Consider the following 13,993-nt stretch of genomic DNA (forward strand, 5'->3'; position numbering starts at 1 on the left):
CCTCCTATAATTCGGCTAGAACCGCCTTAACCAGGCCCTTGAAATCAGCCTTGATTCTTTGGGTGACAGCCACCACTTCTTCGTGATTGAGCTCGTCTTGGAAACCGGCGGCATGGTTGGTAATGGCAGAAATTCCTAAGACCTTGAGATCTGAATGAGCTGCCACGATAACCTCAGGGACCGTGGACATCCCAACAGCATCCGCTCCCATAGTTTTAAAAGCCCTGATTTCCGCAGGCGTTTCATAGGAAGGACCCGTAACGCCGATATAAACCCCTTCGTCCAGCTTGATTCCCAGCTTTTGCGCCACTTGGTGGGCCGTCTGCCGATAATCCTTGCTGTAGGCATTGGACATATCAGGAAACCGCGGACCAAAGTCGTCCAGATTGGCTCCTATCAAGGGGTTCTGACCAGTCAGATTGATGTGGTCGCTGATGGCCATGAGGGTTCCAGGACCAAAACCAATCCCACCAGCCGCATTGGTCACGAGGACACCTTGACAGCCTAGGGCCTTCATCACCCGAATGGGGAAGGTTACCACTTCAAGAGGATTGCCTTCATAATAATGAAAGCGACCTTGCAGGGCCAAAACCTTACGTCCAGCTAGGTCGCCGTAGACCAGCTTGCCAGCATGGCCGACAACGGTTGATCGCCCCCAGTTGGGAATCTCAGCATAGTCTAAAACGATGGCATTCTCCACTTCCTCTGCCAATTCACCCAGACCTGAACCCAGAATCAGACCAAATTCAGGAGCTTTCATGCCTTTTTCTTGCAAGAAGTCACGGGTTTGCTTGATTTTATCAATAAGTGTCATAGTTTAGCCTTTCTTATTTTACAAAGGACCGCTTAAAGTCCTGATGGCTCTTAATATTATTTTCGGCATCCTTTTCATCCCAAATTTGCAATTCCCATGGGTAATAGAAATTACTGGCATTTTTGAAATAGATGTGGATACCAATATATCCATCAAGGTCCCTCAAATACCAATTTTTTAGACCAAATTTTTCCTTCCAAGTATCTAGAGAGTTGAGCACTTGGGCAACTTGTTCTGAGGTCAAAATCATGCGGGCACCAAAGATGTCGTTGAGAATATTATTAACAGGATACTGAGTCTGGCGAGCCTTATAGCGCTCAATCTTATCCAAAATGGACTCGGCTGTCTTAACCCGATAATAAAAGTTAATATCCTTAAGATCGGCACGATAAAGGTAGTCGTTGATAGACTCATGCAGATTGAGACGATAGGACAAGATATGTTTGGTCGGCACCTTGGAGAAAGTATGAGAAAGGTTGATCTTGGCCACTTTCCCAGTTTCAAAATAGTCCCGTGAATAAGCCAAATGGAGCTTATTAATCTGGTCAATCAAACGTTCGACTTTTTCAATAGATGCTGTCATAATCGCCTCCTTTCCCTTTAGAAGATAATTAATTATCTACCATTTCCTTACTAATCATCTCATCATTACCTAACTCAATACCCTTAGTGGTAAAAGTTTTTTTAGCCATCCTTGCAATGGTTCTTGTTGTTGTAACATCAAAAATCGCACCAATTCCCGCACCTGCAATAGGAACCATCTTCCCTAGATTGACAACCCCTTTTGTTCTAAATTTAGTTGCTAATCTAAATCCAACTGCTTGATTTATCTTAGTGAGAACAGTTCCAGGTATCCTCCTTACTGTATTAACAGCTAGTTTATTGCCAATCGTTATTCCAGATTTTTTAACAATATCAGCCACAGAAGAACCTGCAAGGGTAGCATATACAAAAGTCTGGACTTGGTCACTACGTAAATTATAACCTCTGATGCTGGCTATAGCTGCTATCATCCTCATTTGGAACAAAATAACGGTCGTTATATTTGCTGGAACTGTAACAGGTAATGTCAGAACTCCACCAAATCCAGTAACAAAACCTGAAACAGCTGCTTTGGTTGTTTGAAATTTGATTATCTTATCAATTGCTTCATCCTTATCACTACTTTTCGATAAATAATCTTCTACAAACTCATCAAGTGTCTGTTGCCCAGGTATTCCTTCAATAGTCTTAGAATAGGCCCAATCTAAAGTTTTTAAAAGAGCTTCCTGACTAATCTCTTGTGAGTTTTCTAATTTTTTTGAAATAAATCTCTTAGAATTCCCAACTAATCTTGTACTCTTTCCCTTGACACTGCTCGAAATAACCTTCTTATTTACCATTTTTCCGTCTCCCTACACCAACTTATCCAAGAAGCTTTGGCCAATCATAGCAGTATCAACGCCAAAGTTTTGGGCGATGGTAGCTGAGATGTCAGCATAGTGACCGACTGGGATGGTGCCTTGACCCTTGAAGGCTGGGCTGTAGGCTAGGAGGGGAATGTATTCACGGGTATGGTCGGTACCAGCGTAGGTTGGGTCATTACCGTGGTCAGCCGTAATCATGAGCAGGTCATTTTCCTGCATGGCTTCAAGGATTTCTGGCAGACGACCGTCAAATTCCTGCAGGCAATCGCGATAACCCTGAGGGTTGCGACGATGACCATACATGGCATCAAAGTCCACCAGATTGGTGAAGGATAAGCCATGGGTAAATTCAGGCTTCTTCATAGCTTCAATGAGATTGTCAACGCCGTGATTGTTGGACTTATTGTGACCCATATCGTGGTTGAGGCCAGAGCCGTTAAAGATGTCATTGATCTTACCGACGGCATAAGTATCAATGCCAGCTTCGTCTAATTTATTAAGGACGGTTGGGGCAAAGGGTGATAGCGCCAAGTCCCGACGGTTAGCGGTTCGCGTGAAGTTGCCTGGTTGACCTACATAAGGACGGGCAATAATCCGACCCAGTAAAGCTGGACGTTCCAGCGTAATAGAACGGGCGTATTCACAGATACGATAGAGCTCTTCTAGGGGAATAACGTCCTCATGAGCAGCAATTTGCAAGACAGGGTCCGCTGAGGTATAGATAATCAGCTCGCCTGTTTCCATCTGACGAGGACCAAAGTCAGCAATGACCCGAGTTCCTGAATAAGGCTTGTTGGCTTCTCGGATAACCTTGCGACCAGAAAATTCTTCAATTTTGGTGATGATTTCTGCAGGAAAACCATTCCAGAAGGTATCAAAAGGCTCAGTAATATTGAGACCCATGATTTCCCAGTGACCGGTCATGGTATCTTTTCCCAAAGAAACCTCTTCTAATTTTGTGGCATAGCCACTTGGTTGACTTTCTGCTGGTACGGTCTTGAGGGCTTGGGGGCGAGGGATATTACCCAGACCGATTTTAGTCATATTGGGTAAATCCAGTCCGACTGTTTTGGAAATATGACCCAGAGTATCAGAAGCACCATCTGGCACACCAGCATTGACAAAGTTATTGGCATCTGGGGCCGCACCGATTCCAACGGAATCCAAAACAACTAGGTGAATACGTTCAAATTTTGACATCATATCCTCATCTCTAAGATAGCTGAGCTATCGGTAACAATTTATGAATGGACAGGGGTTTTCTGAATGGGTACGGGACAGACACCTAGGATGCATTCGCCCTTCTGGCTGTTTGTTCCAAGCCCTTTTCAAAAACACGGCTCTCCTTCTTATTTATGACTTTCTAATACTCTGACCCCATCTTGGCCAGCCACAATGACCTTATTGACCATGCCATTAAAGAGGCCGTGTTCAACCACGCCCGTCAGGCTCTTCAGCTCTTGCCCAAGGGCGACAGGGTCAGGAATGGCTCCTAAATCTAGGTCAATGATATAGTTCTGCATATCGGTCACAAAGCGTTTGCCGTCCTTTTGGCGGAAGCTAGGCTTGTAGCCCTGCTGGTCAAACTGACGAAAGAGACGCTCAGCCCCATATTGAACCACTTCGACAGGCAACTTAAAAGCACCTAGGGTCTTGACCAACTTACTTTCATCAACCACCCAGATGTAGTCCTTAGTTGGTGTGGCCACAATTTTCTCCATCAATAGAGCTCCACCGCCCCCCTTGATACCATTGAAGTTGCGGTCAACTTCATCCGCCCCATCAACGGTCAAATCGATGACATCCACCTCATCAACAGACTTAAGTGGAATCCCTAGAGACTGGGCTTGGGCCGTTGTCCCACTTGAGGTCGTCACGCCCACCACTTGCAGGCCTTCCTCTTGCACCCTGCGACCAATTTCAGCCACAAAATAATAAGCGGTTGAGCCTGTTCCCAGACCAAGAATCATTCCGTCCTTGACATACTGGGCTGCTCTGATACCCGCTTGTTCCTTCAAGTCATCCATCTTTTGCATGCGATTTTTCCCTCTCTTTTTAGTCAATTCATTATATCATGAAAAGGCTCCAACTACCAACTGGGGCGGTGATTTTATGACTTGCTATCCCTTAGGGCTTGCGATACAATGACAGTATCTCAATCAAGAAGGAAGACTTATGTCCATTACTAAAGAATTTGATACCATTGCCGCTATCTCAACTCCCCTAGGCGAAGGGGCTATCGGCATTGTCCGCCTCTCTGGCAGCCAGGCTGTTTCCATCGCTAAGAGTGTTTTTAAGGGAAAGGATTTGGAAAGCGTGCCTTCCCACACCATCAACTACGGCCATATTATGGAAGATAGCGAAATTATTGATGAAGTTATGGTTTCTGTCATGCGGTCTCCAAAGACCTTCACTCGGGAGGATGTTGTTGAAATCAATACCCATGGGGGCCTTGCTGTCACCAATGAAATCCTCCAACTCCTCCTGCGCTCAGGTGCTCGGATGGCTGAACCGGGTGAATTTACCAAGCGGGCCTTCCTCAATGGACGAGTAGACTTGACCCAGGCTGAGGCCGTTATGGACCTGATTCGGGCCAAGACCGACAAGGCCATGAACATTGCCGTCAGCCAGCTGGATGGCTCCCTGAAAAATCTCATCAATAATACCCGTCAGGAAATTCTCAATACCCTAGCCCAGGTCGAAGTCAATATTGACTATCCCGAATATGATGATGTGGAAGAAATGACCACGGCCCTGATGTGTGAAAAGACCCAAGAGTTTGAAGAGCTCCTGACGCGTTTGTTAGCTACGGCTAAGCGAGGGAAAATTCTTCGAGAGGGCCTCTCTACGGCTATTATCGGCCGTCCCAATGTCGGAAAATCCAGTCTTCTCAACAATCTCCTGCGAGAGGACAAGGCCATCGTCACCGATGTGGCTGGGACAACCCGTGATGTCATTGAAGAATATGTCAATATCAAAGGAGTTCCCCTCAAACTCATCGATACGGCTGGTATTCGGGAGACCGATGATTTGGTTGAAAAGATTGGGGTTGAGCGCTCCAGAAAGGCTCTAGCCGAAGCGGACTTGGTTCTTCTGGTCCTCAACGGCTCTGAAAACTTAAGCCAGCAAGACCGTGATCTTCTGGATATCAGCAAGGAGGCCAAGCGGATTATCCTCATCAATAAGACCGACCTGCCACAAAAGATTGAGTTGGACCAGCTACCAACTGATGCCATCCCAATCTCTGTTCTCAATAATCAAAATATGGAAGCCATCGAAGAACGAATCAACGACCTCTTCTTTGACAATGCCGGTCTGGTAGAAAAAGATGCCACCTACCTATCCAACTCACGCCATATCTCCCTGATTGAAAAGGCTCTAGCCAGCCTACAGGAGGTCAATCAGGGACTAGAAGCCGGCATGCCGGTCGATCTTCTCCAGGTTGACATGACCCGCTGCTGGGAAATTCTGGGAGAAATTACAGGAGATGCCGCCCCCGATGAACTCATCACCCAACTCTTCAGCCAATTCTGTTTGGGAAAATAAATCCCTTCATACTCAACGAAAATTAAACGACCCGAGGAAAGGAGCAAGGACCTCAAGTCACTAAAGTGACTGATGTCGCAGTAGGTGTCTGCTGCGCCACCTCGTGCCACAGCAGACAGCTAGTCACCCTTGCTGGGGTGATTTTAACATCTGTCAAAGCTCTTCTGTCTTATTCCTAAACGGCAACCTCCATAGCGATAATATATCAGTGATTTTTAATCGCTGATAAACTTGTTACGATAGAAAATATCAGATTTTGATTTTTCTTGGCTATAAAATTGATAAGCTGAATAGACAAAAGAAGCTGATTTCTCAATCTCTAGGAGGAATCAGCTTTTTATTATTCTATTCTTTTTGACAGAGCCAAAGTAAATTGTTGTAGGCCTGCTTATTATTGGTCCTTTGGTGGGTGGATGCGATAAACCAAGCGAGGAATGACATGAAATCTGTAGGCCAAGCCGCAGACTATTGCCAAAACAAGTATTGGCAAGGATTTAGTTAGGGCACCTACAATTGCTGCCACCACCGTTAAGACTAGGAGAATGATTTGAGCTGCTAATAGCCCACCGGAGTATCGGCTGTGATTTTTCATGTCCTGGCGATCCCCAAAGTCCTGTGACAGGCGCTCCACTAAATGATTTAGTTTTTCTTCGTGATTAGGAAGATCCTTGACGCCCTTAAGAAGGTCAACCTGATAGTATTGACCATTTGTCAGGCGAATATTCAGGCGATAGTCCTTTTCGCGATTTTCCACTTGTAAGCCTTGAATATCTTTTTTGGCAATCGCTTGATAATTCTTAGAGAGGTAAATAAAAATAAAATATTGTGGATTTTCCAACCAAAAACCACCGACTCCCCAAAGGTTACCGACCAGATAGGTCTGCCAATCCAACTGATAGTCGGGGGCCTTTTCTTGAACGGCTTCAACCAATTCTTTAATCTCAACTTCACTGATAGCCATATCCTTCTCCTTGATTTCAAGTGACTTCTGCCTCTGCATCAGACTAATTCATCTCTACCAGAGGTCAATTTAAACTATTCCTACAAAAACAGTTTAGCATTTTCTTGAACAGCCGACAAGACTGTGATGCAAACTAATACTCAATAAAAATCAAAAATAGCCAAGGCAACGAACTGCAGACAGTACTTGGGTACGGCAAAGTGAGTTAACGATGGATAGTTTTGATTTTTGAAGAGTATAAAAATAAAAATCTGACCCAAATCTCTAGGTCAGATGTCTTCTAGTTTTCCAAAAATGCTTGCAATTCCGCCACCTCTTCTGCCACTCTGCTGTCAGAATTTACCTGAACCAGATGGTAGCCAATCATATAGGGGGAAGCCACAAAGCGAGGAATGACCTTGCAGACTAGACCTTCTCCTTGATGATAAAAGAAGAGATTGTAGGAGGAACAGGCTCCGCCAAGGTAGCCTTCAAGCACATAGCAAAGAACCTTCTGCACCGTGTCGGCCAACTTGTCGCTATCTCTTTGATCTGCGATGACCACATTGATTTCGGTAAAACTGCTCAGGGGTTGGGCCGAAATGGTCACTCGGGCTAGGTCAGTCCTTTCCTGGCTCACCAGAGCCCCAGCGAAGGTCTCAGCATCTATTGCCTCGTAGGCGTCAACCTCTTCAAAGCCAATCACCTGCATATGGGGATGGCGCAGGGAGCCACCTGAGAGGGGACCAAAATTTTTAAAAAGACCGACTGTCTTAAAGCGACCACTATCCTCCAACTGACGCCAAGCCTTGAGGGCGAAGGCAAAAATCTGACGATTGTGGGCTTTGCTGTAAGTCGTGATGTCTCCCAGATGTTGGCTAGACTCGATAATCAAGGTCTGATAGGTCTTAGCCAGAACTGGGTATTTATTGTCCAGCCAAATCATGTCCCCTTTTTGGGCAATAATTTTTTCCAGGCTATCAATCTGGCAGAAGGGACAGCTATCCTGATTGTTGGGCTTCTTTTGAGCTGTGTGAACATTGAAGGTTAGTTTCTGGGTCATTTTTCGAGAATCTCTTTCACCAATTTTTTGAGATCTGGCAGAACCTCTTCCTTGAACCAAGGATTTTTCTTTTGCCAAATATTGTTGCGCGGGGACGGATGAACCAAGGGGAAAAAGTCTGGGAGAAAGTCTTTATAGGCTTTGACATTATCCGTCAGCTTAACCGAAGATTTTTGTTGGAGGTAATAATGCTGGGCATAGTTCCCAATCAAAAGGGTCAAAGAGATGTCAGGCAACTCCTGCAAAATCAGGGGGTGCCATTTTTCCGCAAAGCCCTTACGAGGAGGCAGGTCGCCAGATTTGCCCTTGCCAGGGTAGTAAAAATCCATAGGGATAACGGCAATCTTGTCGGAATTATAGAAGGTATCTCGGTCAATTCCCAACCAGTCCCGCAGATTATCACCGGAAGGGTCATTCCAGTAGAGACGGGTGTCCTGGGCCTTGATGCCTGGTGCCTGACCGACGATATTGATGCGGGCTGTTTTGGGAGCCGTAAAAAGTGGCTCTATTCCGGCCTTGGTATAGTCTTCATTTTGCGAATCGGCCATGATGGCCTTGACGATTTCTTGCATGGATGACATGGACTCTTCTCCTTTTCAAAAATAGGTTGAAGTCGGAGCATAGTGTTGCCCTGGGGCTTTCAGCCTGGAATGGTTTAATACTCTTCGAAAATCAACGGACCAGTCTAGCTCAACTAATCTGGTCCAGTGGTATATAAATTGGTCGTCTATTTAATCAATTCATAAATAGCTTCAGCATAGATGGCACAAGCACGGAAGAGGTCTTCAACCTCGACAAGTTCATTAGCCTGGTGCATGGTGTTGACATAGTCTGGGAACATGGCGCCAAAGGCAACCCCTCTGTCCAAGAGACGGCCAAAGGTCCCACCGCCGATGACCTGCTCATAGCCTTCCAGTCCTGTTTGCTTTTCATAAACAGACAAGAGGGTTTTAACCAAGGGGTCATCCATAGGAACATAGTGGGGCAGGTGCTCGTGGTCGGCTAGACTAACAGACGCCACTCCTGCCAGTTTTTCCAGACCAGCCTTGATGGTGGCCGTATCAGTCCCTTGAGGATAGCGGAAATTGAGGGTAATGGTGTTGTCGTTAGCTCCTTCTTCAAAGTCAAAGATACCAGCGTTCATAGACAGGGCACCCATTTTAGGGTCGGTGTAGGCTAGCCCCAGTTTTTGCCCGTCAAAGTCTTCATGCAGGACATTCGCTGACAAGTCTATAAAGGCCTTGGCAGGACCGGCAAAGTCAAATTGATTGAGGAAGAGAGCTAGGAAGGTTGCTCCATTAACCCCTTCTTCTGGGGTTGAACCGTGGGCAGCCTTGCCGACGATTTCAATGACAAAGCGGTCTCCTTGAGCCTCAATAGAGCCTGACAGGACAGGATAGGCATCTAAAAAGTCATCTAGCTTGGCTTCCAATTGGGCCTGACTAAGCTGACCAGAAATGATAGCCTGAGCGGATTCAGGCACCATATTGTCCCTCAGGCCTCCCTTAAAGGAATGAAGGACGACAGGTCCAGCATTTTGCCCAGAAAAATGCAGATACTGGGTGATATTTCCCTTTTCGCCATTGATAATCGGGAACTCGGCATCTGGGGCAAAGCCAAAGTCAGGCTTTTCAACATCGGGGTGGGCAAAATAATAATCCATATCGCCCCAACCTGACTCTTCGTCTGTTCCCAAAACAAAGCGGACCTTTTTAGAAGTTGGTAGGCCTAGTTCCTTGATAATCTTTAAGGCATAGTAGGCTGCTAGAGTTGGGCCCTTATCATCAGAAGAACCACGGGCATAGAGCTTACCATCCTTGATGACCGGTTTGTAAGGATCCGTATCCCAACCTGACCCAGCTGGCACCACATCCAGATGGGCAAAGATTCCTAGGGTCTCATCCCCCTGACCAAATTCAAAATCACCGACATAGTTGTCAATATTTCTAGTCTTGTAGCCATCTTTTTGGGCCATAGCTAGAAAATGTTCCAATGCCTTGACAGGACCTGGTCCGAAAGGATGTTCCTTGTCTGCCAGACTGTCATCACGCTCGGAATTGATTTCCAAAAGACTGAACAAATCAGCCAGCAAATCCTCCCGGCGCTTTTCCACTTCTGCTTTAAAATCAACTGTCATAGAACTACCTTCTTCTAATGGGTTTAATCTCCATCATTATAGCACAAAAGCAAGGTAGACTAAAGAAGGGGGCATGGTGGCGGGACAAGAAAGAATTAACAGTCTTAGACGTCAAGAAGCCCAAGACCTTGGCCTTGAGCTCCTTCGAATTCTGTATTAGGCTAGGAATTTGTGTCAATTTGCTTCTATTCCTCTTCTTTAAAAGGATTGCCAAACTCCTTGTCTGGCTGGTTTTCGCGGTCGTTTTCTTCCTGGTGGTCTCCCATGGATTGCAAGAAGGCAAAAACATCGCCTCGGCGGCCTTCCATTTTCCCAGTAACCAATTCTTGGGTGGTGGCATTGAGGACAGCACCCGTGATGAGTATTCGGGCCAAGAGAACGAACCAAAACATGATGATAAAGATGATGATTGACCCGAAGAACTTGATGTCCACCAGATTGTTAAAGGTATGGGTCACATAGTCCCCCACCAAGCCCGTCATAAAGATGATGACGATGGCACTGAGGATGGTTCCTGGAATGGTGTAGCGAATCTTGCGAATCTTCACGTTGGGCAGGATAAAGTAAAGAACGGTCAAGCCAATCCAAACCACCAGAACCATGATGGGGCGATTGAGGTGGAGCAAGAGCTTTATCAGACCCGAGGGCACATCATACTTCCTCTGCAAGGCTGCCTGGTAAACCCCATCGGACAGGGTTGACAGTAGCAAGGCAAAGGTCAGCAAAAAGAGGATGAAAAAGCTAGCAACAATCCCCACGATATGACCTACCACAACATCCCGGTGTTGACTGACATCATAGGCCTTATTAAAGGCCTTTTGCAGGGAGGTCAGGCTTCGGGACATGGTCCAAAAACCCGCCAGGGTCGCAACTCCCAGAATCCCATTGGAAGGGGTGGCAAAGAGGTTGCGGACAATGCCAGCGACATTGGCGTAAATCTCCGATGGCAGGTTAGCCCTTAGAAAGGACAAGACATCTGGTAAATCAATGTCTAAATAAGGAAAGATATTGGCAGCAATGACAATCAAAGGGAAGATGGTCAGCAGCAAGTAATAGGCCACAGCGATACTGGATAGGTCAATCTCGGCACTACGGTAGTGCTTGAGATAGACCTGCAGGGGTGGATAATTGAGTTTTTCCACCAGCTTATCCACGAATTTTTTCCTCATGGGTTTAGTACGTTCCTTCTTCTCCTTGACTGGTCAAGATGACTGGACCGTCTTTAGTGATAACAAATTGGTGTTCATACTGACAAGATAGGCCCCCATCAATGGTCTTGTGGGCCCAGCCGGTCTTCATATCTGTATCAATTTCCCAAGAACCCGTGTTAATCATAGGTTCAATGGTCAGAACCATACCTTCTTTGAGGCGCAGACCACGCCCAGCCTTCCCATAGTGAGGAACCATAGGCTCCTCATGCATGGTTGGACCAACTCCGTGGCCGACCAAGTCACGGACAACTCCGTAACCCTTGCTTTCAGCGTATTCTTGAATGGCCGCACCGATGTCACCAATCCGGTTACCAACAACGGCCTTCTCAATGCCCAGATAGAGAGCCTCCTTGGTGACGGCCATCAGGTCCTTGACCTCTTGAGAGACATTGCCGACAGCGTAGGCCCAGCAAGAGTCAGCCAAACCACCCGTATAGTTTTCGGTATAATTTTTGACCTGGGCCACATTGTCAAAGTTCAATTTGGACACATCAAGCTCTGACTTATCCAAGGGCTCGGTCAAGACCATATCGACCTTGAGGAGATCCCCATCCTTTAGTTTATAGTGGCGTGGAAAAGCGTGGGCCACTTCGTCATTGAGACCACAGCAGGTGGCATAGGGATAGTCCATGAGCTGACCGTCCACACCGATTTGTAAAGGCAGGACATTAGCCTCTTTACAGCGACGACGGACGTATTCTTCAACTTCCCACAAATCAAGACCTGGCTTAATCAGGTCCCTCAGGCCAATGTGAATACTGGCCAAAAAGTCGCCAGCCCTCTTCATGGCTTCAATTTCCCGTGGTGATTTTAGTGTTATCATGATTTAAAAACTCCTCTATTTAGGCTTGGGTGCGCTCTGACAAGCTAGCACTATTCGCTTTAAAATTCTCGTCACTTCTGGTCAATGCCAAAAGCTCTACTTGTTTTAAAAAATCGGTTTGCGATTAATTGACCTTACTGGTAATCAGGGCCTTGCAGACCACTCTTTCTTGGCAGTTCACTTCGATGTCAACTAGGGCAGAACGACGATTTTCCCTGACTATCTTGGGTTTCAAGATCAAGTCGTCGTCAATTTGCACAGCCTGTAAAAAGTATATCATCATTTGTTCGATAATGATATTTTTTTTGCGGGCCAGAGCCAGGGCTCGCAGAGCTGTTTCCTTGAACAATTCTGATAAGACCCCATTGGTCAAATTTCCTGCATTGTCAATCATGGCAGGCTCCACCCTGAAGCCATAATTTTGACCTTCAGGCTTGAGGCTGGCGATAATCTGGTCACTGATGGTATGCAGGCCATCATGATTGAGCTCCTGCAAATTCTCCAAAACCAGCTTTCGACTGATGACCCCCAGTAGACGATTGTCATCATCAACAACCGGAAACATGGCGAAATCTTCGACAATCATCCTCTGGGCAACGGTAGCCAGGCTGGTTTCAGGCTTGGTGGTGACTGGCTTGGTGACAATTTGAGCTAACTTAGTGCTGGCATCTTGGTTGGAGACATCGCGCATGGTGACCACTCCTCGAACCTTTCCCCAGTCATCAATAACGGGGTAGCGCACATGGTTGTTCTTCCTAACCAGACGATGATAATCGTTGACCGTATCCTTAATATTTAAATAACCATAATGGGATTTAAGGCTGTAGACCTGAGCCACGGTCTTAATGTCCGTCTTTATCCGAACGTTGGACAGGGCTCGATTAATCATACTGGCGACAGTAAAGGTATCATAGGCAGTGACCATGACAGGAATGCCCTGTTTTTGGGAAAGCTCTAAAACCCTGTCAGATACGGCGAAGCCCCCTGTTATCAGGATAGCTGTCTTATTTTCCAAAGCCAGCACTTGAATTTCTTCACGGTCGCCGACGATAAGAAGACCTCCCTTGACCAGATAGCGCCCCACATTTTTCTTGGTCATGGCGCCAATGGAGAAACGGCTAAATTCGTGCTTGAGGCCGGCACGGCCAGCAACGACATCTGATTCGGTGATCTTGGCGATTTCAGCATAGGTCAACTTCTCCAAGCGAACCTGAACCTTTTGCTCCACTCGAACGGTTCCACTACGAGGACGGGTTTCGACCAGGCCACGATTTTCAGCCTCCTTAATAGCTCGATAGGCGGTCCCTTCACTAACCGAGAGGTGGTTAGAAATGGAACGGACGCTGACCTGCTTGCCGATAGGTAGGCCCTCTAAATAATCTAAGATTTCTTGGTGTTTGGTCACAATAGATCACCCGCCTTTAGCTGAAATTCTAGGTAGTTTCGCATTTTGTGGCTATAGCGGTCGCTTCCCTTGAAGGCTCTTATCAATTTGAAACCAGCCTTTTGGGCAACCTTCTGACTGGCCAAATTTTCTTGATGGCAAATGAGGGACAGATTTTGCAAGCCGAATTGGCTAAGAGCTAGAAAGCTAATCGTCTTTAAACTCTCAGTAGCCAGACCTTGCCCCCAGAAATCCTGGCGAACAAAGTAGCCAATTTCGGCACTATTCTTGGTCAGATTGAGCTTCTCAAGGCGGATAGCCCCAATCATCTCTTGACTGGACTTGTCCTCTAGAGCCCAGGTTCCAAGGGGCTCCTTCATGAAGTAATGGACCAAGAAGTAATCGCTCTCCGCCTGACTGGCCTGGGCCGGAAAGATGAAGGCCAGATTGGCTGGATTTTGCGTAATTTTATAAAAATCCTCATGGTCATCAAAACGAAAAGGACGAAGCCAGAGGCTCTCCGTTTCCACCTGGGAATACCTGCCCAGAGCTGTCCAAATATCCATGCTTTTATAGTACAGTTTTTTAGGAACTTCGTCAAACCAACCAAAATCTGCTTTGTCAGATACACTCGTTGGCGTCAGAAATATCAAAGACCCTAGTCAAGTC

The 13,993-nt window shown here is 46.4% G+C and carries 14 protein-coding genes; 1 reads left to right on the forward strand and 13 read right to left on the reverse strand.

The window, feature by feature from the left end:
• Nucleotides 1–4: 4 nt before the first annotated feature.
• From DYE66_RS08625 to rpiA, 5 genes are all read right to left on the reverse strand, one after another.
• A complete protein-coding gene (locus DYE66_RS08625; RefSeq protein WP_002996561.1) occupies nucleotides 5–814 on the reverse strand; it encodes a purine-nucleoside phosphorylase in 810 nt (269 codons plus the stop codon).
• Between the two features lie 13 nt (nucleotides 815–827).
• Nucleotides 828–1,397 carry a nucleotidyltransferase family protein gene (locus tag DYE66_RS08630; RefSeq protein ID WP_002997117.1) on the reverse strand — a complete coding sequence of 190 codons (570 nt, stop codon included), beginning with the start codon at nucleotides 1,395–1,397 and terminating at the stop codon, nucleotides 828–830.
• A gap of 28 nt (nucleotides 1,398–1,425) precedes the next feature.
• Entirely contained in the window at nucleotides 1,426–2,196 is a 771-nt protein-coding gene (locus DYE66_RS08635; protein ID WP_002996769.1) for an EcsC family protein, read from the reverse strand.
• Nucleotides 2,197–2,208: 12 nt separating this feature from the next.
• The gene (locus DYE66_RS08640; protein ID WP_002996476.1) at nucleotides 2,209–3,420 is read right to left on the reverse strand and encodes a phosphopentomutase; all 1,212 of its coding nucleotides are present in this window, start codon (nucleotides 3,418–3,420) and stop codon (nucleotides 2,209–2,211) included.
• Nucleotides 3,421–3,569: 149 nt separating this feature from the next.
• The gene (rpiA, locus tag DYE66_RS08645; RefSeq protein ID WP_044123737.1) at nucleotides 3,570–4,247 is read right to left on the reverse strand and encodes a ribose-5-phosphate isomerase RpiA; all 678 of its coding nucleotides are present in this window, start codon (nucleotides 4,245–4,247) and stop codon (nucleotides 3,570–3,572) included.
• Between the two features lie 148 nt (nucleotides 4,248–4,395).
• Here rpiA and mnmE point away from each other — a divergent pair, with 148 nt between their 5' ends.
• Nucleotides 4,396–5,766: a tRNA uridine-5-carboxymethylaminomethyl(34) synthesis GTPase MnmE gene (gene mnmE, locus DYE66_RS08650; RefSeq protein WP_002997096.1), complete on the forward strand. Its 1,371-nt coding sequence runs from the start codon at nucleotides 4,396–4,398 to the stop codon at nucleotides 5,764–5,766.
• A 391-nt stretch (nucleotides 5,767–6,157) separates the two neighbouring features.
• Here the strand turns inward: mnmE and DYE66_RS08655 are convergent, their stop codons facing one another.
• From DYE66_RS08655 to DYE66_RS08690, 8 genes are all read right to left on the reverse strand, one after another.
• Nucleotides 6,158–6,727: a hypothetical protein gene (locus tag DYE66_RS08655; RefSeq protein WP_002997105.1), complete on the reverse strand. Its 570-nt coding sequence runs from the start codon at nucleotides 6,725–6,727 to the stop codon at nucleotides 6,158–6,160.
• 280 nt (nucleotides 6,728–7,007) lie between these two features.
• The gene (locus tag DYE66_RS08660; RefSeq protein ID WP_002996582.1) at nucleotides 7,008–7,769 is read right to left on the reverse strand and encodes a DUF4931 domain-containing protein; all 762 of its coding nucleotides are present in this window, start codon (nucleotides 7,767–7,769) and stop codon (nucleotides 7,008–7,010) included.
• Complete coding sequence (locus tag DYE66_RS08665; RefSeq protein ID WP_002997110.1) at nucleotides 7,766–8,350, reverse strand: uracil-DNA glycosylase family protein; 585 nt, start codon at nucleotides 8,348–8,350, stop codon at nucleotides 7,766–7,768. The genes DYE66_RS08660 and DYE66_RS08665 overlap by 4 nt, the downstream gene beginning before the upstream one ends.
• A gap of 146 nt (nucleotides 8,351–8,496) precedes the next feature.
• Nucleotides 8,497–9,906, reverse strand: coding sequence for a dipeptidase PepV (pepV, locus tag DYE66_RS08670; RefSeq protein WP_002997466.1), 1,410 nt, complete (start codon nucleotides 9,904–9,906; stop codon nucleotides 8,497–8,499).
• Between the two features lie 185 nt (nucleotides 9,907–10,091).
• Entirely contained in the window at nucleotides 10,092–11,075 is a 984-nt protein-coding gene (locus tag DYE66_RS08675; RefSeq protein ID WP_029236785.1) for a YihY/virulence factor BrkB family protein, read from the reverse strand.
• Nucleotides 11,076–11,079: 4 nt separating this feature from the next.
• Nucleotides 11,080–11,940, reverse strand: a complete 861-nt coding sequence (locus DYE66_RS08680) for a methionyl aminopeptidase (protein ID WP_002996587.1) — start codon at nucleotides 11,938–11,940, stop codon at nucleotides 11,080–11,082.
• Nucleotides 11,941–12,064: 124 nt separating this feature from the next.
• Nucleotides 12,065–13,345, reverse strand: coding sequence for a CBS-HotDog domain-containing transcription factor SpxR (gene spxR / locus DYE66_RS08685; protein ID WP_002996702.1), 1,281 nt, complete (start codon nucleotides 13,343–13,345; stop codon nucleotides 12,065–12,067).
• Nucleotides 13,342–13,890: a GNAT family N-acetyltransferase gene (locus tag DYE66_RS08690; protein WP_002997026.1), complete on the reverse strand. Its 549-nt coding sequence runs from the start codon at nucleotides 13,888–13,890 to the stop codon at nucleotides 13,342–13,344. Before DYE66_RS08690 ends, spxR begins: the two co-directional genes overlap by 4 nt.
• Nucleotides 13,891–13,993 lie beyond the last annotated feature (103 nt).

Source organism: Streptococcus downei MFe28 (assembly GCF_900459175.1).
GTDB lineage: Bacteria > Bacillota > Bacilli > Lactobacillales > Streptococcaceae > Streptococcus > Streptococcus downei.

Bases quoted from the DNA above. Each gene is read 5' to 3' on its own strand.
- DYE66_RS08625 (WP_002996561.1), bottom strand. From the start codon at position 814: ATGACACTTATTGATAAAATCAAGCAAACCCGTGACTTCTTGCAAGAA.
- DYE66_RS08630 (WP_002997117.1), bottom strand. From the start codon at position 1,397: ATGACAGCATCTATTGAAAAAGTCGAACGTTTGATTGACCAGATTAAT.
- DYE66_RS08635 (WP_002996769.1), bottom strand. From the start codon at position 2,196: ATGGTAAATAAGAAGGTTATTTCGAGCAGTGTCAAGGGAAAGAGTACA.
- DYE66_RS08640 (WP_002996476.1), bottom strand. From the start codon at position 3,420: ATGTCAAAATTTGAACGTATTCACCTAGTTGTTTTGGATTCCGTTGGA.
- rpiA (WP_044123737.1), bottom strand. From the start codon at position 4,247: ATGGATGACTTGAAGGAACAAGCGGGTATCAGAGCAGCCCAGTATGTC.
- mnmE (WP_002997096.1), top strand. From the start codon at position 4,396: ATGTCCATTACTAAAGAATTTGATACCATTGCCGCTATCTCAACTCCC.
- DYE66_RS08655 (WP_002997105.1), bottom strand. From the start codon at position 6,727: ATGGCTATCAGTGAAGTTGAGATTAAAGAATTGGTTGAAGCCGTTCAA.
- DYE66_RS08660 (WP_002996582.1), bottom strand. From the start codon at position 7,769: ATGACCCAGAAACTAACCTTCAATGTTCACACAGCTCAAAAGAAGCCC.
- DYE66_RS08665 (WP_002997110.1), bottom strand. From the start codon at position 8,350: ATGTCATCCATGCAAGAAATCGTCAAGGCCATCATGGCCGATTCGCAA.
- pepV (WP_002997466.1), bottom strand. From the start codon at position 9,906: ATGACAGTTGATTTTAAAGCAGAAGTGGAAAAGCGCCGGGAGGATTTG.
- DYE66_RS08675 (WP_029236785.1), bottom strand. From the start codon at position 11,075: ATGAGGAAAAAATTCGTGGATAAGCTGGTGGAAAAACTCAATTATCCA.
- DYE66_RS08680 (WP_002996587.1), bottom strand. From the start codon at position 11,940: ATGATAACACTAAAATCACCACGGGAAATTGAAGCCATGAAGAGGGCT.
- DYE66_RS08690 (WP_002997026.1), bottom strand. From the start codon at position 13,890: ATGGATATTTGGACAGCTCTGGGCAGGTATTCCCAGGTGGAAACGGAG.